Below are 19,325 nucleotides of genomic sequence, written 5' to 3' on the forward strand. Positions count from 1 at the left end.
TGGCTGCGGGCGCGGGCCGCGCCCGTCCGCCAGCCCGCGCCGGCGGGGCCAGCCCATCTTACCCGCGGCCCGCGGACCGCCGCTATTGCGCGAAAGCGAGTAAGGGAAAACGACCATCCGGGTCGAACAGCGCCTTGATCCGGGCATCCAGCCGGCGTCCCGCCTCCCGGGCCGCATCGTCCAACGGCGGCGCGTCGCCGCCTGCCGCTTCCCCGGCCGCCGGCACGGCCGTGAGCAGCACCTCCTGCACCCAGGCCAGCGTGCCGCCGTGCCCCAGCAGCAGATGCGCCAGGTTGACCGTGGCGGGCGCCTGTGGCCGCAGCGCGTCCAGCCGGTAACGACCGGCCCAGGCGCCGCCCACGGCGCAGGCGGCGGCGTCCGGCCCCGTGCTCAGCTGGAACAGCGCCGGCACCAGCCGCTGCAGCGTGGCCGAGCGCAGCGGCCGTTCGTCGCTCTCGCCAAAAGGCCCCAAGGTTTCCTCCACCCCGTCGGCCAGCACCACGTCGGCCGCCAGGACCCCGGACTGCGCGCAGCGTCCCGCCGGCCAGGCGGCTGGCGCCGCCAGCCATTCGGCCAGCGTCATGGCGCCGGGCAGGCCGTCGAACTGCCGCAGGCCGGCTTGCGCCAGCACCGCCAGCGGCACGCCGGGCTGGGCCCGCCAGCGCGGCGTGTCTCCGGCCAGGCGGGCCAGGCCGCTGAGGTTCGCGGGATCCACCCGCAGGCAGGGACCAACGGCGGTTCCCTCCGCGCCGTCCAGCGCCAGGGCCACGCCGTACTCGGCGCACAGCGCCCGGGCGTGGGCCAGGTCGCCCTCGCGCGCGGGCGCCAGCCAGCCGCGCGGGCCGTCCGCGCCGGCCTCGCCCAGGTCGCGCACGGCCCCCTGGCACAACAGCGTCAGGCGCTGGATGAATCGGGCCCAAGGCGTCTGCACGGGACGCCGGCCGAGCAGGAAAGCGCGCCGGGATGGCTGCATGACTACAATCCCCCTTCTGCTTCAGATCGCTTCGAGAATCAAATGCCCCGCCTTGCCCATCGCACCAACGACTTTCTGACATTCCGAGTCATGGAACTCTTCAAGCAGGCGCAGGCCCTGCAGGCCGCGGGCAAGGACATTATCAGCCTGGGCATCGGCGAACCGGACTTTACCGCGCCGCCCCAGGTCGTGGAAGCGCTGGAGCGCGCGGCGCGTTCCGGCCTGAGCGGCTACAGCCCGACCGCCGGCCTGCCCGCGCTGCGCGAGACCATCGCCGGCTTCTACCTCGACCAGTTCGGCGCCCGCGTCGATCCCCGGCGCGTGATCGTGACCGCCGGCGCCTCCGGCGCCCTGACGCTGGCCTGCGCCGCACTGGTCAACGCCGGCGGCGAAGTGCTCATGCCCGACCCCTCCTATCCTGCCAACAGCAACTTTGTGCTGGCCGCCGGCGGCGTGCCGCGCCTGATCCCCAGCACCGCCGACAAGCGCTTCCAGCTGTCCGCCCAGGACGTGGCGCAACATTGGACGCCCGCCACCCAGGGCGTGCTGGTGGCCTCGCCCAGCAATCCCACCGGCACCTCGATCGCGCACGGCGAGCTGGCCGAGCTGCTGGCCCAGGTGCGCGCCCGCGACGGCTTCGCCATCGTCGACGAGATCTACCTGGGGCTGTCCTATGAAGGCCAGCCGCGCTCGGCGCTGACGCTGGACGACGACGTCATCGTCATCAACAGCTTCTCCAAGTACTTCCACATGACCGGCTGGCGCCTGGGCTGGATGATCGTGCCCGACAGCATGGTGGAGGCGGTCGAGAAGATCGCCTCCAGCCTGGCCATCTGCGCGCCCACGCTGGCCCAGCACGCCGCGCTGGCCTGCTTCACCGACGACGCGCTCAAGACCTTCGCGCACCGCCGCGAAGCCTTCAAGCAGCGCCGCGACTACCTGCTGCCCGAATTCGAGCGCCTGGGACTGCGCGTGCCGGTCAAGCCGGACGGCGCCTTCTATATCTACGCCGACATCAGCGACCTGGGCATGGACAGCACCGCTTTCTCGCAACGCCTGCTGCTGGAAGCGGGCGTCGCGGCCGTGCCGGGCCTGGACTTCGGTCCGGCCCACGGCGACCACACCATGCGCTTCTCCTATGCCACCGGCCTGGACCGCCTGGAAGCGGCCGTCGATCGCATGGGCAAGCTGCTGGGTCACTGAACCGGCGTTCGGGTTCCATGAAAAACAACGCGCCCCTCGGGGCGCGTTTTCCTGTGGCCGGGGCGCGACCGGATCGGGGTCAATCCCTCGCCAGCGCGATGCCCGAGGCCAGCGCTAGGCGCCGGCGCTCGGCCTGCACCTTGGCGCCATAACCGTTGTCGTCGGGGCCGGTTGCGCCGACGTAGCAGGCCAGTCCGCCATCGACCGAGCCGCGCCGGTTGATGCAGTCCTTCAGGATGGTGGCGCCCACCATGATGTTGGCGCCGGGATCCAGCGGATTCTTGCCGACCGCGTCGAACTTGTCCTGGTGGACGCTGGTCATGACCTGCATCAGGCCCTGCGCGCCCACATGGCTTTCGGCCAGCGGGTTGTAGCGCGACTCGATGGCGATCACGGCCAGCAGCAACAGCGGATCGAGCTGCTTGTCGCGGCCGACCTTGTACACCGTGCCCACCAGCGGGCCGGTGGCGTCATAGGCGACCTTGTACTTGCGCGAAATATAGTTGCGCAAGGCTTCGGCCTGCGGGCCGGTGGCGACCATGGCGGGCTTCTTGGGCGCCGGCGGCGCCACGCGGGCCGGCCCGAGCATGCCGGTGGCGTTGCTGGCGGGCGCGGCGGGCACGGCCATCGCGATGGCCGAGGACGAATCTATGCTGAGTTCGGATCCGGTGTCGGACTCGGAACCCGCTTGCATGGATGTAGGCGCGAGGGCGGTCAACAAGGCTTTGTGCACCTGCAATGCCTGGTCGCGCAAACCAGGCAGGGCGAATCCCATGCTTACCGTCACGATCACGGCAATGCCCAGGTAGACGGAGCAAATGCGCAGGGATTCGGCAAGATAGTGGTGCACTCCTTGGGCCATGCGCCTGAACAGGCTGGCCACTGACGCATCGGGCATAAAGACCTCCTGCGTATCAAAGAGGGGGTTAATGTTAACCTCTCTGGCTGATCGAAATGTAACCAAATTGCCGGGATCTGTAGTGAAATACCGCGACCTTCGAGACTTTCTCGCTCAACTCGAACGCATGGGCGAACTCAAGCGCATCGCCGCGCCCGTCTCCACGCGCCTGGAAATGACCGAGATTTCCGACCGCGTACTGCGCGCCTCGGGCCCGGCCCTGCTGTTCGAGAACGTACAGCACGACGGCCGCCCGGCGCAGATGCCGGTGCTGGCCAACCTGTTCGGCACGCCGGCGCGCGTGGCGCGCGGCATGGGCGCCGACGACGTCAGCGCCTTGCGCGACATCGGCGAGCTGCTGGCCTCGCTGCGCGAGCCCGAAGCGCCCAAGGGCCTGCGTGACGCGCTGGCCAAAGTCTCGATGCTGAAGTCGGCGCTGTGGGACATGAGCCCCAAGAACGTCAAGAGTCCGGCCTGCCAGGAAGTGGTCTGGGAAGGCAAGGACGTGGACCTGACCCGCCTGCCAATCCAGACCTGCTGGCCTGGCGACGTGGCGCCGCTCTTGACCTGGGGCCTGGTGATCACGCGCGGCCCCAACGCCAAGCGCCAGAACCTGGGTATCTACCGTCAGCAATTGCTGGGGCCGAACAAGCTCATCATGCGCTGGCTGTCGCACCGCGGCGGCGCGCTGGATTTCCGCGACCACGCGATCGCCCATCCCGGCACGCCCTTCCCCATCGCCGTGGCGCTGGGCGCCGACCCGGCCACCACGCTGGGCGCGGTCACGCCGGTGCCGGACAGCCTGTCCGAATACCAGTTCGCCGGCCTGTTGCGCGGCTCGCGCACCGAGGTCGCGCAGGCGATGGGCAGCAACCTGTCGGTGCCGGCCTGGGCCGAGATCGTGCTCGAAGGGCATCTGCTGCCGGCCTCCGACCCGCGCGCGCTGCCGCCCGCCGTGCCCGAGGGCGCCCCGCCGCCCCCGGACACCGGCTACGAGATGGCGCTGGAAGGCCCCTACGGCGATCACACCGGCTACTACAACGAGCAGGACTGGTTCCCGGTCTTCACGGTGGAAAGGATCACGATGCGGCGCAATCCCATCTATCACTCCACCTACACCGGCAAGCCGCCGGACGAGCCGGCCGTGCTGGGCGTGGCGCTGAACGAAGTGTTCGTGCCACTGCTGCGCCGCCAACTGCCGGAGATCGTGGACTTCTACCTGCCGCCCGAAGGCTGCAGCTACCGCCTGGCCGTCGTGTCGATCCGCAAGCAATACGCCGGCCACGCCAAGCGCGTCATGTTCGGCCTGTGGAGCATCCTGCGCCAGTTCATGTACACCAAGTTCATCGTGGTGGTGGACGAGGACATCGACCCGCGCGACTGGAAGGAAGTGGTCTGGGCCATGACCACGCGCATGGACCCGGTGCGCGACACGCTGCTGGTCGAGAACACGCCGATCGACTACCTGGACTTCGCCTCGCCCGTCTCCGGCCTGGGCGGCAAGATGGGGCTGGACGCCACCAACAAATGGCCGGGCGAGACCAGCCGCGAATGGGGCACGCCCATCGTGATGGACGCCGAGGTCAAACAGCGCGTGGACGCCATGTGGAGCGAGCTGGGGCTCTGACCCCGCCGGCGGGCGGCGCGCGGTCTCCCCGCGCAATCGATTGAAGCCGCCCGCGCCGCGCCTCGCGCATCCAACCGTTACAAGCCGTTCCAAACGGCCTGTGAACGAGCGCTCCGAATCCGCCGAGAGCCGCATCTTTCCAGGCCTGGCGGCCGGTTCTTAAGACTCTCTTCAACTTTGTATGCGCCTCGTCCGGGGCTTTCTACACTGCCGGCATGATGACTGTTCCGCGACGGTCCCGGCCCGGCAAGCACTGCCGCGCCCAGCGACACGCGGGCGGTCATTCTCGAACGAATCGGCAACATCAACGCCGTCCCTGTTTTCCCCAGGGATGACGATCCCGACAGTCGTCATGCCGGCCTTTCCGGATTGAATCACCGCAGGCTCTGGCAGGCGCGCACAGACGCTCCGCCCGCGCCTCGCCCGGCCAGCGCGACCTGTCGGCATCCGCCCCGCCATTCCTGGCCGGGGCATGCGCCGGACAAGCATCCGTCCCGTCGATCGTTCGCCGCAGTTCCCCGCGCCGGGAGCACGCGCCAGTCCCCTGCCGCGTGTCGAAGCAGGCGCCCGCTGAATCGCCGCCGCAGCATGCTCGCAATCGCGACGGCGTTCAAAACATTGAATAAGAGGACTCATCATGAAGAAGGTTCTGGGATTGATATTTGCCGCCAGCGTCGTGTTGGCCGCGCCGCTCGCCCACGCCAAGGAAGCCGTTCCGGCCGCCAAGCGCGTCGAACAGCCCGCCCCCGTCAGCGTCACGCTGAGCGCCTGGTCGGTCACGCTGGACAAGGCCGGCAAGGAGAGATTCAAGCGCGCCGAATCCGCCAAGCCCGGCGACGTCATCGAATACCGCGCCGAGCTGCGCAACGTCTCCCGCGCCACGCTAAAGGATCAGGCCCTGACGCTGCCGGTGCCTCCCGGCACCGCCTACGTGCCGTCCTCGGCGCGGCCGGCGCAGGCGCAGGCTCGCGCGGACGGTGGCAAGTTCGAGGCCATGCCGCTGATGCGCGTCGAGCGCAATGCGCAGGGCCAGGAAGAAAAAATCGCCGTGCCGCCCGAGGCATACCGCGCGCTGCACTGGCCGGTGACTGACCTTCCCGCTGGCAGCAGCTTCAAGGCCACGGCCCGCGTGCGCGTGACCGACACGCCTGCCGAGGCGGCCAAGGACTAAGCCGCCCGCCATGGCGGCGCGCCCTTTTGCCGCGCCGCCCGCTACCCACATCGCGTTTCCTTCATCGCGGCGCCGGATTTCCGCGCGCCCCGGGGGACGCTTTGCGTCCGAACACGGCGGAGGGCCGCGTTCGATGGTTCCACCTCTAAGGAAATTCATGAGAGCTCTACCCAAGAAGAGCGCCACGCGCTGGCTCGGCGCCGCCGCGCCAGCGCTGGTGGCCTGGTCTTTGACCTCGGGCATGGCCCAGGCGGCAACCCCGGCGGCCGGCACGATCATCAGCAACCAGGCCGCCGCGTCGTACACCGACGGCCAGGGCGTCGACCGCGTGTCGCAATCCAACGCCGTCGAGACCCTGGTGCTGCCCAAGGCCGCGTTCAGCCTGGCCAGCGACAACACCAAGCAGGCCTCGCCGGGATCCACCGTGTACTTCACGCACACGCTGACCAATACCGGCAACGCCGCCGACACCTTCAAGATCACGGTCGACAAGCCCGCCAACACCGTCGGCTCGCCGGCCTCGACCTGCGATATCTACATCGACGAGGACGGCAACGGCCTGCCCGACTCGAATACCCCGATCGGCGCTTGCGGCACGCCCTTCACCACCACCTCGGTGCTGGCCGGCGGCCTCTACCGCTTCGTCATCGGCGCCACGGTCAACGGCCAGGCCTCCATGGGCGATGAAGCCACGATCGCCGTCCACGCCAAGAGCGTCACCGACCCGGCCGCGACCGGCGCGCCCGAGCAGAACACGGACACGCTGCAAATCGCCAACGGCGCGGCGTTCAACGTGAACAAATCGTCCAACAAATCCTCCGGCCCGACGGGTTCGGTGATCACCTATACCTTCACCATCGCCAACACCGGCAACGCGGCCGGCGATCTGACCATCACCGACGCGCTCGGCAACGGCCCCACCGCGGGTCTGCGCTACGTGTCGGGCTCGGGCACCTGGTCCAACGGCCAGGGCGCGCTGACGGACGCATCGGACGGCGCCGAGAAGAGCGACGGCAACGGCGGCTCGATCGACTACCAGGCGCCCACCGAGGCGTCCAAGCCGGGCGACGTGGTGGTCAAGCTGACGGGCTTCAATCCCGGCGCGACCCAGACCGTGACCTTCCAGGCCAAGGTGGCCGACACCGCCACGGTCGGCAAGGACATGACGACCAACGCCGCCGACTACACCTGCCAGATCGGTGACGGCGGCAAGGACTGCCGCACCAACGAGGTCATCTTCGAAGTGCTGCGCGCCATGAGCGTCGTCGCCAACGGCAGCACCTCCAGCAGCGTCAACGGTTCGAACGAACCGCTGACGGTGACCGAGGCGACCGCGGGTTCGACGGTGCACTGGACCGACGTGATCTGGAACACCGGCAACGACACCGAGACCTACCAGCTGACGCTGTCCAAGGAGAACTTCCCGGCCGGCACGACCTTCATGCTGTTCCAGGCCGACGGCGCGACGCCGCTGGTCCAGGGCTTGACGCCGCCGATTCCCGCCTCGGGCTCCGCCGGAGTCTGCGCGGCGCCGCTGGTCAAGGATGCCGAGACCAACGCTTGCGGCTACCCCGTCGTCGTGCAGGCGCAGCTGCCCATGAACGCGTCCGGCGACGGCCCGTTCCTGGCCAGCTATATCGCGGCCTCGACATCCGACCCGTCGCAGACCGATTCGGTCGAGAACCAGTTAGCCAAGCTGTCGTCCGCCGCCTTCGTGCTGGCCAACGACATCTCCGCCGCCCTGCGCGGCACGGCCACGCCGCAGACCACGCTGACGGCGACGATCGGCGGCAGCGTCACCTTCCCCCTGTACGTCAAGTCCAACAGCGTCGATACCTTCGCCCTGTCGTACTCGGGCACCGACTTCAACGCGGGCATCGTCCCGGCCGGCTGGCGCGTGGAATTCCGCTCGCCCACGGCCGGCACCTGCGACGCGCCCGGCGCCCAGATCATGAACGCCCGCGTCACCGAGACGGCCGATCCGTCGGACACGACCACGCCCGACGCCACGCTGATCGCCTGCGCCGTGGTGTCCGCGCCCGAAGACGCGGCCCAGAGCACGCAGAAGGTGTATTTCAAGGCCACCGGCACCTCGGGCGTGTCCAGCGCCAAGCTCGACGCCGTCACCATCAGCGCCAATCGCCTGATCTCCCTGGTGCCGAACCAGACCCAGCAGGTCGCCCCCGGCGGCAGCGTGACCTATAGCCACGTGCTGACCAACCAGGGCAACCAGGCCGAAGGCGGCACCTGCTCGGCCATGAGCTTCTCGGGCGATAACTCGCTGGCGGGCGACGGCTGGACCTCGGTCGTGTACTACGACGCCAACAACAACGGCGAACTGGATCCGAGCGACCCCGTGGTCGAATCGCTGGCCCAGATCACCGCCTCCGGCAAGTACACCGACGGCACCGCCGCCGTGGCGGGCACGCTGCCTTCGGGCAAGGGCCTGCGCCTGTTCGTCAAGGTCTTCGCTCCGTCGAGCGCGGCCGCCGGCGAAACCGACAACCGCACGCTGCAGGCCATCGTCAAGAACAGCACCGGCGCCGGCGCCTGCGCCAGCCCCGAACCGGCCGCGCAAAGCGTGGTGGACACCAGCAACGTGATGACCGCGCAGATCCGGCTGCTCAAGGAACAAGGCCTGGATGCGAAGTGCGACGGCGTCGTAGACCTGGCTTTCAGCGCCACCCAGATCCAGGTCAAGCCCGGCGAGTGCGTGATCTATCGCGTGCAGGCCAGCAATCAGGGCGTGGACGCGGTCACCAACGTGATCATGAACGATTCGGTCCCGGCCTTCTCGACCTACGTCGACATCAAGGACTCGTCCATCTGCACCCCGGGTCAGGCCACCACGCCGGCCAATGGCGGCACCGGCTCGGTCACCTGCAACGTGGGTGAACTCAAGCCTGGCGCCAAGGCCACGATGCAGTTCAACGTCAAGCTGGACGACTGACCGTCCCTTCCCGTTCGCCTGGGCGCAAGCCCTGGCATCCGATTCGAGGCGGCTCCCGCCGGAGCCGCCTCGTCATTCCCAAAACCCTGATTCGGAAAGATTGATACGCATGCCTGTAGATTGGAGAAACTTCCTGTCTTTCCCCCAGGAGCGCGCATCCGGCGCGACGCGACCAGCCCCGGCCGCGCGCGGTCCGGGCCAGCTCGGGCGCGCCTGTCGCGCGCTGACGCTGGCCGCGCTCCTGCTGCCGGCATGGGCATCCATCTTCAGCGGCCACGCCAGCGCCCAAACCTCGATCGCGGATTCGCCGCAGGCAGGCATCATCCTGCGCACGCAGGCCGATGTCACGTTGCTGCCCGCCGGGCACACGCGGGAGGTCCGCATTCTCTCCAACATCGTCGAGGTCCGGGTCTCGCCGGTGGAAGCGTTGCTGCTCACGCCTGGCGGCTCGCGCGACGGCGTCCCCGGCGCCAGCGTGCAGATGCCGCACGTGCTGACCAATACCGGCAATATCGTCTCCGGTTATGCCTTCGACCTCAACGTCGTGGCCGGCAGCTTCGCGCCGCAAGCCCCCTACATCGTGCATGACCGCAACGACAACGGCGTCGAGGACGACGGCGATGCGCGCATCCCGTTGCAAGGCCCCGCGTTCACGCTGGAACCTGGCGAGGCCGCCAGCCTGCTGGCGATCGCCACCGTGCCCGATGATGCGCAGGACGGACAGGCGGCCGTGCTGCGCCTTTCGGCCAGATCGCAGGCGCGCAGCGTGCTCACGAGCAAGAATGATGTCATCGTCGTGCGCGAAGGCGCGGCCTTCGCCTTGCACAAGACGGCCGACGCGGACCGCGCGCAGGGCGGCGACGTGGTCGGCTACACGCTCGACGCCACCAACAACGGCAATGCCGACGCCGAAGGCACGGAGACCGGCAAGGACCTCGACGGCGCCACAGGCGCGCTGCGCATCGACGGCGTGGCCGCCCGGGCCGTGCTGCTGCGCGACCGCATCCCGGCGCATACCCGGCTGGTCAGCGGTTCGCTGCAAACCGCCATCGCCGGCGCCCGGCGACTCTGGCATGCGCCGGGCGACGCGCCGTTTTCCTATCGTTCGAGCGAAGTGGCCAATGCCGACGAAGTGGCCATCGCGCTGCCGGTCGTGCAGCGCAATCAATCGCTGCGCATGGGCTTTTCCGTGCGCGTGGACGACGACCACGCCGGCCGCGTCGACAACGTCGGCGTGCTGAACTTCCACGCCGCGGCCTCGCCCGACGGCGTGCGCATGCAGCCTAGCAATACCGTGCCCGTGATGGTGGACGGTACCGAGGGCGTGGACCTGACGCTGGTCAAGACGCACGACGGCAATTTCCACGCCGGCCTGGAGCAGGCCTACACCCTGAAGGTGCACGCGGCCAACCAGCCCAGCGCCGGCGCGATCTCCGTCGTTGATACCCTGCCCGATGGCATGCAGCTGGTCTCGGCCACGGGGCCGCTCTGGACCTGCGACGCGGCCGGCCAGACCGTCAGCTGCCAGACCTCGCAGACCATCGGCCCGGATTCGCCCAGCGCGCCGCTGACGCTGGTGGCGCGCGTGCCCGCGACCGTGCTGGCAGGCCAATCCGCCGTCACGCTGATCAACCGCGCCGCCGTCTCCGGCGGCGGCGAACCCGCGGCCTTCGCCGGCAACAACAGCGTCGAGGACCCCACCGTGATCGAAGCCGGCGCCAAGCTGTCCGGCAAGGTCTGGCTCGATCTCAATCGGGACCGCCTTCACCAGGGCGGGGAACGCCCCCTGGCCGGCTGGCGCGCGCAACTGCTGCTGCCCTACAACGATCCGGCCGCGCGGACCGCCGGCCTGCGCAGCGTGGTCATCGGCCCCGGTACGCAGTACCGCCTGGTCCAGGAGGCCGTGACCGACGCCGCCGGCGCCTACCGCATGCAGGACGTGACGCCGCGCGCGGACTACGCGCTGCGCTTCCTGTCCCCCTCCGGCTACCAGTACGCCACGCCCGTGGACGGCGACAATGGCGCCGCGCAATCGGGCGCGCGCCCGGATACGGACGCCGGCATGCTGGTGGACCTGTCGATCGCGGCGAACGCCGACATCACCGGCCAGAGTCTGCCCGTCATCCCCAGCGGCGTGGTCTATGGCTCGTCGAACCGCCAGCCGCTGGCCGGCGCCATGGTGCGGCTGAGCGGCCCGGCCGGCTTCGATCCCGCGCGCCACCTGGTGGGCGGCGCGGGCAATGCCGAACAGCGCAGCAGCGACGAAGGCATGTACCAGTTCCTGCTCACATCGGACGCGCCCTCGGGCCGCTATCAGCTGCTTACCCGGCCCTCGGCCGGCTATGTGTCGCCGTCCACGGCGCTGCCGCCCCAGCCGCAAGCCCTGGTCCTGCCCACCGGCGCGGCCCCGCTGGCGGTGCAGCCGCAAGCCGCCCCGCCGCAGCCTGGCGAGGCCACCACCTACTACACCCAGTTCACGGTATCGTCCGGCAGCCGGCCCGTGGCCAACAACCACCTGCCGCTGGACCAGGCCGCGACCCAGGGCTTGCTGCTGCGCAAGAGCGCGTCCAAGAGCGTCGTCGAAACGGTGGACTTCGTGGACTACGCGCTCGAACTGAACAACCAGACGGGCGGGCTGCTGGCCGGCGCGACCTTCGAGGACCTGCCCGCCGCCGGCTTCGTCTACCAGCAAGGCTCGGCGCGGGTCATCACCGCCGCCGGCGCCAGCGCCGTCGAACCGCTGCTCACGCCCAACGGCAAGGGCGGGCTGTCGATGCGCTTCGAGCTGCCGTCGCTGCGCCTGGCCGACCAGGAAGCGCTGCGCCTGACCTATCGCATGCGCGTGAACGTCGGCGCCCTGCAAGGCGACGGCGTCAACCGCGCCCGCGCCACCAGCGGCGCGCTGCGCTCGAACGAAGCCTCGGCGCGGGTGAAAGTGGTCGGCGGCGTGTTCGCGGAAGAGGCCTTCGTCATTGGCAAGGTCACGCTGGACTGCAACCGCAATGGCATCCAGGACGAGGAAGCCGGCGAAATCGGCATCCCCGGCGTGCGCCTGTACCTGGAAGACGGCACCTTCGCCATCACCGACAGCGAGGGCAAATACAGCTTCTACGGCTTGCGTCCGCTGACGCACGTGCTCAAGCTCGACCTGACCACCCTGCCGCAAGGCGCGGTGCTGGGTTCGGCCGGCCACCGCAACAGCGTCGACGAGCAGGCCTCGCCCGCCGTCCGCACCCGCCAGGCCAGCACCCGCTTCGTCGACCTGAAGAAGGGCGAGCTGCACAAGGCCAATTTCGTCGAACAATCCTGCGCGCCATCGGTGCGGCGGGATGTGATCGCGCGCCGCGACGCCGCCTCGGCCCAGCGAGACGAAGCCGCGTCCAGCGTGCGCCGCGACTTCAAGGCGCAGGCGCAGCTCGTGGAAACCACCGACGTGCGCAGCCGCCCGCAGACCGGCTACATGGACCCGGAGCGCGGCACGCCCGGCGCCGACCAGCCCCCGGGACGCGACGGGAAATCGCCGGCGCCGCGTGCGACGCGAACCGAAGCGGCGAACGCCGCCGGCGCGCCGGACGCCGCCACGGCCCGGCCGCTGGAGGAACTGCTGCCCGAGGCCGACCCGGAACTGGGCCTGCTCAACCTGAAGGAAGGCCAGACCCTGCCCATCGCCCAGACTTCCATCATGGTCAAGGGCCGTCTGGGGGCCGTCTTCCGCCTCAAGGTCAACGGCGCCGAAGTCGGCCAGGATCGCGTCGGCAAGAAAAGCCAGCTGCAGGACCAGGGCGTGCAGGGCTGGGAATACGTGGGCGTGAACCTGCGCCCCGGCGTCAACCGCATCCAGGTCGAGCAGCTGGACGGCATGGGCAACGCGCGCGGCAGCGCGTCCGTCAGCGTGATCGCGCCCGGCAAGCTGGCCCGCATCGAACTGAGCGCGCCCGAGCGCCCCATGGCCGACGGCCGCACGCCGGCCAGATTGCGCCTGCGCCTGACGGACCGCGACGGCGTGCCCGTGGCGGCCCGCACCCAGGTGACGTTGAACGCCACGATCGGCCAGTGGCAGCTCGAAGATCTGTCGCCCGCCGAGCCCGGCACGCAGATCTTCGTGGAAGGCGGTCAGGCCGAACTGCCGCTGACGCCGCCCGCCTCGCCCGGCGAGGGCCATGTCGAAGTGCAGGCTGGCAATCTGCGCAAGAAGATCCCGCTGGTCTTCGTGCCGGAACTGCGTCCGATGATCGCCGCCGGCATCGTCGAAGGCAGCATCAGCCTGAACCAGATCGACTTCTCGAAGATGGAGCCGGTGCGCTCGGGCGACGTGTTCGAGCGCGAGCTGCGCGCGCACAGCCGCTCGTTCAACGGCGGCAAGGGCTCGGCCGGCGGTCGCGCCGCGTTCTTCCTGAAGGGCAAGATCCGCGGCGACTATCTGCTGACCGCCGCCTACGACTCGGAAAAGACCACCCGCGACCGCCTGTTCCGCGATATCCAGCCCGACGAGTACTACCCCATCTACGGCGACTCGGCGCAGCGCGGCTTCGACGCGCAAAGCACCGGCCGCCTGTATGTGCGCATCGACAAGGACAAGTCGTACCTGCTGTATGGCGACTACACCACCGCCTCGTCCGACACGGTGCTCCAGATCTCGCAATACTCGCGCTCGCTCAATGGCGTCAAAGGCCATTACGAGACGGACATCCAGGGTCGCAAGGTGGAAGTGACCGGCTTCGCCGCGCACGACACGCTGCGCCAGATGGTCGAGGAATTCGCCGCCAACGGCACCTCCGGCCCGTTCCAGCTGCGCCACGGCGATCTGTACCTCAACAGCGAGCAGGTGGTGGTGCTGACGCGCGACCGCAACCAGCCGTCGCTGATCCTGCGCAGCGAGACCAGGCAACGTTTCGTGGACTACGAACTCGAACCCTGGACCGGCCGCTTGCTGTTCAAGGCGCCGATCCCCAGCTTCGACGCGGACCTGAACCCCAACTCGATCCGCGTGAGCTACGAAGTCGACTCCGGCGGCGAGGCTTTCGCGGTCTATGGCGCCGATGCGCAGGTCCAGGCGACCGAGAAACTGCGCGTGGGCGGCGTCTACGTGCGCGACGAGGATCCCGGCAAGTCCTTCGGCATGCGCGCGGTGACAGGCGAATACAAGTTCGGCGAGCGCACCACGCTGTCCGCCGAGCTGGCCAGCACCCGCAACGGCGACAGCAGCCTGCTGGACAGTCAGCTGACCGGTCAGCCCGGCGGCCAGGGCGAGACGCCGGCCGTCGCGCCCGGCGCCGACCTGCTGGGCGAGCACTCGGGCAGCGCCCGCCGCGTGGAGTTCCGCCACGAAGGCACGGACCTGAACGTGCTGGCGCAGTACGCCAGCGCCGACGAGGGTTTCGACAATATCTCCGCGCCGGTCTCGCAGGGCCGCACCGAGATCGCCGGCAAGGCCGAGTACCGCATCGACGAACATACCGCGCTGCGCGGCGAGATCCGCAGCAGCGAGGACGAGCGCTACGGCAGCAAGCGCGAAGGCGCCACCGTGTCGGTGGAACGCCGGCTGAGCGAAACCGTGGTGGCCGAGGCCGGCATGCGACGCTATGCGGAAACCGTCGCCGACAATGGCTACATGGCCGAACAAGGCGTGGCGCCGTACTCGGGCACCACCCTGCGCGGCAAGCTGAGCGTGCAGTGGCCGACCAACCCGAACGCCGTCGGCTACCTGGAATACGAACAGGATGTCAGCGAGTCCGACCGCCGTGTCGCGGCCGTGGGCGGCGAGTACCGGCTGGGTTCCGGCGGGCGGGTCTATGGCCGCTACGAATTCCTGTCCAGCCTGGGCAGCCTGTATTCGCTGAACGATACGCAGCGCCGCTACACCGGCCTGTTCGGCTTCGACACGCAGTACATGAAGGACGGTTCGGTGTTTTCCGAGTACCGGATGAACGATGCCATGGACGGCCGCAGCGCCCAGGCCGCCGTCGGACTGCGCAACCTGTGGAGCGTGACGGATTCCTGGCGGCTGGGCACGACTTTCGAAAGCACGCGCCCGCTGTTCGGTCCCGAGCGCGGCGACACTGGCGGCTACGGCGGCGCCTTCTCGATGCCCGGCGACTACGCCAGCCTGAACGAAAGCTCGGTGGCCGGCACGGTGGCGGCCGAGTACGTCGGCAGCGAGCGGATGAAGTTCAGCACGCGCCTGGAAGCGCGCCGCGCCACCTCGCTGGACAGCTATCTGCACACCGCGGCCGTGGCCTACAAGCTGTCGCCGGACTGGACCCTGCTGCTGCGCAACGGCGTGCAGCTGGACAAGGGCCGCGACGGCAACGCCGGCGACGCCACCCGGCTGCGCCAGCAGATCGGCGCGGCCTACCGCCCGGTGGACAACGACCGCTTCAATTTCCTGACGCGCTACGAGCATCGCGCCGAGCGCCTGTCGGGCGCGGCCAGCAGCTACCTGGCCGGCTCGGCCAGCGGCCTGGACAGCCAGTTCCTCGCCAATGGACTGCGCCAGGACACGCACATCCTCTCGGCCCACGCCAACTGGCAACCGATCAGCAAACTGACGCTGTCGGGCCGCTACGCCTTCAAGTGGACCACCGACGAATCCAACGGACTGTCGTCGAAGAACTGGGCCCATCTGGTCTACGGTCGCGCCATGTGGGACCTGGCCCGGCGCTGGGACGCCGGCGTGCAGGCCTTCGCCATGACCGGCAAGGGCGGCGCGCGCCAGACGGGTTTCGGCGTGGAAGCCGGCTACATGGTGACGCCCGACGTGTGGGTGTCGGTGGGCTACAACTTCAGCGGCTTTCGCGAGACCGATCTCGCCGGAGACGCGCAGACCAACCGGGGCGTGTTCCTGCGCCTGCGGATGAAATTCGATGAATCGCTGTTCGACGGAGCTGGGCAATGACGATGCAGGCCACAAAGAACCGCCGCCCGCGCAAGGCGCACTGGCTGCCGGCGCTGATGATCGCGGGCGCGCTGCTCATGCCCGGGATGGAACAGGCGCATGCGCAATCGCGCACCATCGTCAACACCGGCTTTGACAAACTGATGAATGGGGCCAGCCCCAACCCACCGTCGAACGCCCCGCTCTACCTGGACGATGCCCGCTGCACGCTCGGCGTAGCCGGCAAGTGCCTGGCGGGCTGGCAGTCCACGCATCCGGCTCATTATGAATTCGGGCACATGATCGAGGCCGGTTCGAGCACGGCCATCTATGGCGTCACGCCCAACAGCGGGACGGCCTTTGTCGAGCTGAACGCGGCGACCCGTTCCCGGCTGTACCAGAACATCTGCCTGAAATCCGGCGAATCGATACGATTGTCCTACTTCCTGTCGTCGCGCAGCGGAACCAACGGCGCATTCGCCAGCCAGGTTCAGGCCGGCATCTGGCCGCTGAATCATGCCGGCCCGATCGGCGGAGCGATCATGGCCGTCCCGTCCAGCGTGCGCCCGGCTGAGCAACCGGGCTGGAACGAGGAAACCGCCGTGCTGACGCTGCCCGCCGGCTACCCGTCCGGCATCTATCAACTGGGTTTCGAGGCCATCCTTCCAGGTAACAATTCCAGCTACAGCAATCTGCTGGACAACGTCACCATCCCGATCAAGCCGCTGATCGACCTGGGCGGCAGTCAGATGAACGCGGTGGCGATCGAGGGGGCTGAGGCGCCGGCGATCAAGGTGCGGATCAATGGCCGCGTGAACACGCCCATCACGCTGGTGTTCAAGGCCTCCGGCACGGCCAAGCCGGACGAGGACTACCGCCTGGGCCAACCCGCCGGCCTGCCGGGTTCCACGCCCACGCTGGAGCACAAGGACGGCAGCGATACCTGGACTCTGTTGGTGCCGCAAGGCGAGTACCACGGCGGCTTGTCGACGACCGTGGGCGGCGGCGTCATCAGCCTGCCCTTCGAAGCCCTGGCGGATGACGCCGCCGAAGACAACGAGACCGCGGTCTTCACGCTGCAGGCGCCAGGCGTCAACGGCGCGTCTCCCTCATTGGACTGGAACATGGAAGATCCGGTCTGCAGCGGCACCGGCGATACCGTCAAACAGGCCAGCTATCTCATCAAGGAAGCGGTACCCACGATCAAGTTCAGCGGCACGGTGTACAACGACCAGAACGGCAACGACGCGCTGGACGAGCAAGAGAACTGGACCTCGGTGGAGCCGCTGGCCTCGAACGTCTACGTCAACCTCGTGCGCAAGAACGAAGTCGTGTCCTCGCAGGCGGTGGTGCCCGGCGCGGGCAGCTATCAGTTCGCCGCGCCCAGCGATACGGACTACACCATCGTCCTGTCGGACTCCCCCGCCAATCCGTCTCCTACGCCCCCGGTCTACTGGCGTTTCAAGAGCCCGGCGTCCGGCATTCTCGGCCCCTATTCCGAGGGCCAGGATACACAGGACTTCGGCCTGACGCCCGCCACCGACGCCTCGCTGTCCAAGGCGTTCGACCAGATCCGCATCCCGCTGCAAGGCAAGGCGAAGGTCATCTTCAAGCTGAAGAACAGCAACAACGGCCTGGATCAGCACGATGGCCTTGCTTTCACCGATCTGCTGCCAGAGGGCCTGCTGATCGATGGACAACCCCAGGCCGCGCAATGCGGCGGCACCGTGACGGTATCCACCCAGGACGGCCGCTCGCGCCTGCGCTTTGCCGGCGGCAGCCTGCCCAAGGGCGTCAGCAGCTGCGACGTGACCGCGACCGTGCTGGGCCAGACCCTGGGACTGAAAACCAATGATCAGTCGAATCTGAGCGAGGTCTCATCCAACCTGGCCGTATCGGTCAATGCCAGCATTCGCGTCGGCCTGAACTACGACGTGGAGGGTGCGGTCTACCGAGACGCCAACGCCAACGGCCATCTCGACGCGGAAGAAGGCGGCGTCGGCGCAACGTTGTGGGTCAAGTTGACGCCGCGCGCGGGCGGCCAATGCCAGGCGCCGGCGCTGGACGTCGTGGTCGCCGACGCGGCCAGCGGCCGCTACCACATCAAGGCCGCGCCCGCGGGCGACTATTGCCTGATCCCCTCCGACAACAGGGATCCGGCAGACATCACGCCATCCACGCCGGGCTGGACGCCGTCGGCGCCGGCGGACGGCCGGCTGTCCATCTCGATCAGCAACGCGGACCTGCGCAACCGCGACCTGGGCCTGTACCGAGGCCTGATCGTCAAGGGCCGGGTGTTCCGCGATACCGGAACGCCGGACGCCCGGGCCGGCAACACCGCCAACAACGGCGTCGCGGACAGCGCGGAACCTGGCCTGCCGGGCGTCGGCGTGCGCGTCCAGGCCGGCGGCCGCGTCTATTCCAGCGGCTCGACCGATGCCGACGGCGCCTACGCGCTGTTCGTGCCCGTGCCGCAGGACGGCGGCCCCGCCGCCGGCCAGCCCATCGAAGTGGCGCAGACCAATCCGCAGGGCCACGTCTCCACCGGCGCCTCGGTGCAGGGCAAGCCGATCTCGGGCTCGGCCAGCGTCGGCGGCACGCAATACACCTACGACCGCGACGCCGACATCCTCAGCTTCGCACCCGGCGGTCGCAGCGTCCTGGACGGCCTGGACTTCGGCGACGTGCCCGACAGCCGCCTCAGCCACGACGGCAACCTGGACGGCACGCCGGGCGCGGCGCTGACCTTCCCGCACGTCTTCACCGCCGGCACCCGTGGCAGCCTGCGCCTGAGCAGCAGCGCCGTGCCCTCGCCGCCAGCGGAGAACTGGACCGATGCGCTGTATCGCGACATCAACTGCAATGGACAGATCGACGTCGACACGGATACGCTGATTCCATCCGAACAGGTCTTCGATCTGAACACCGGCCAAAACCTGTGCCTGGTGCACAAGCAGTTCATTCCCGCCAATGCGGCCACCGGCCACCGCAACGTCGTCACGCTGCGCGCGGAACTGACCTACGCCAACGCCGCGCCGGCGCTCAGCGCCGTCTACACGCGCGAGGACCGGACCACGGTGGCGCAATCCGGCGCGCTGGAACTGGTGAAGGAGGTGCGCCACACCGGCCCCAACTGCACGCCGCTGCCCTCGCCGCAGGGAGACTGGACCAGCAACAATCAGGCGCGTCCCGGCGACTGGCTGCAATACCGCATCACGTACCGCAACAAGAACATCGATCCCTTGCGCAACCTGGTCATCACCGACGCCACGCCGGCCTTCACCCGCTACGTCAACGCAACCTGCGGCACCAGCACGCCTGACGGCCTCGCCTGCTCGCCGCCCAGCGCCGGCAGCAATCCCCCATCCGCGCCCAAGGCGGGCGCCGCCGGCATCCTGCGGTGGGAGTTCCAGGACAAGCCAGGCGCGACGGGCGGCCTGCTGAGCGGCGCAGCCGGCAACGTGGATTTCTGCATCCAGCTGGAACCCTGAGAGGCGGCGCGGTCACGCGCATGGCCGCCCGATGCGCGATGCCCGCCATGCCGCCACTGTCCAGCGACCCGCAAACAAAAACGCCATCCTGTTTCCAGGATGGCGTTCATTGCCAGGAAGGCGGCGGATGAAGGACGC

8 protein-coding genes are annotated in these 19,325 nt (G+C 68.9%); 6 read left to right on the forward strand and 2 right to left on the reverse strand.

Annotated features, from left to right (window positions below):
• Nucleotides 1–82: 82 nt before the first annotated feature.
• Nucleotides 83–973: an FAD-binding protein gene (locus tag C2U31_RS28430; RefSeq protein ID WP_103275849.1), complete on the reverse strand. Its 891-nt coding sequence runs from the start codon at nt 971–973 to the stop codon at nt 83–85.
• A gap of 42 nt (nt 974–1,015) precedes the next feature.
• On the opposite strand from C2U31_RS28430, the gene C2U31_RS28435 reads away from it, so the two are divergent.
• On the forward strand, nt 1,016–2,176 hold the full coding sequence (locus C2U31_RS28435) for a pyridoxal phosphate-dependent aminotransferase (protein WP_103275850.1): 1,161 nt from the start codon (nt 1,016–1,018) through the stop codon (nt 2,174–2,176).
• Between the two features lie 79 nt (nt 2,177–2,255).
• Here the strand turns inward: C2U31_RS28435 and C2U31_RS28440 are convergent, their stop codons facing one another.
• Nucleotides 2,256–3,074 (reverse strand): lytic transglycosylase domain-containing protein, encoded by an 819-nt coding sequence (locus C2U31_RS28440; RefSeq protein WP_103275851.1) that lies wholly within the window; start codon nt 3,072–3,074, stop codon nt 2,256–2,258.
• Between the two features lie 82 nt (nt 3,075–3,156).
• On the opposite strand from C2U31_RS28440, the gene C2U31_RS28445 reads away from it, so the two are divergent.
• From C2U31_RS28445 to C2U31_RS28465, 5 genes are all read left to right on the forward strand, one after another.
• Entirely contained in the window at nt 3,157–4,701 is a 1,545-nt protein-coding gene (locus C2U31_RS28445) for a UbiD family decarboxylase (RefSeq protein WP_103275852.1), read from the forward strand.
• Between the two features lie 637 nt (nt 4,702–5,338).
• Nucleotides 5,339–5,872, forward strand: coding sequence for a DUF11 domain-containing protein (locus C2U31_RS28450; protein ID WP_103275853.1), 534 nt, complete (start codon nt 5,339–5,341; stop codon nt 5,870–5,872).
• Between the two features lie 157 nt (nt 5,873–6,029).
• The gene (locus C2U31_RS28455; protein ID WP_158658490.1) at nt 6,030–8,822 is read left to right on the forward strand and encodes a DUF11 domain-containing protein; all 2,793 of its coding nucleotides are present in this window, start codon (nt 6,030–6,032) and stop codon (nt 8,820–8,822) included.
• Nucleotides 8,823–8,931: 109 nt separating this feature from the next.
• Nucleotides 8,932–15,717 carry an SdrD B-like domain-containing protein gene (locus tag C2U31_RS28460; RefSeq protein WP_103275855.1) on the forward strand — a complete coding sequence of 2,262 codons (6,786 nt, stop codon included), beginning with the start codon at nt 8,932–8,934 and terminating at the stop codon, nt 15,715–15,717.
• A complete protein-coding gene (locus tag C2U31_RS28465; protein ID WP_158658491.1) occupies nt 15,714–19,187 on the forward strand; it encodes a DUF11 domain-containing protein in 3,474 nt (1,157 codons plus the stop codon). The genes C2U31_RS28460 and C2U31_RS28465 overlap by 4 nt, the downstream gene beginning before the upstream one ends.
• Nucleotides 19,188–19,325 lie beyond the last annotated feature (138 nt).

The sequence above is a fragment of the Achromobacter sp. AONIH1 genome (assembly GCF_002902905.1).
Lineage (GTDB): Bacteria > Pseudomonadota > Gammaproteobacteria > Burkholderiales > Burkholderiaceae_B > Achromobacter.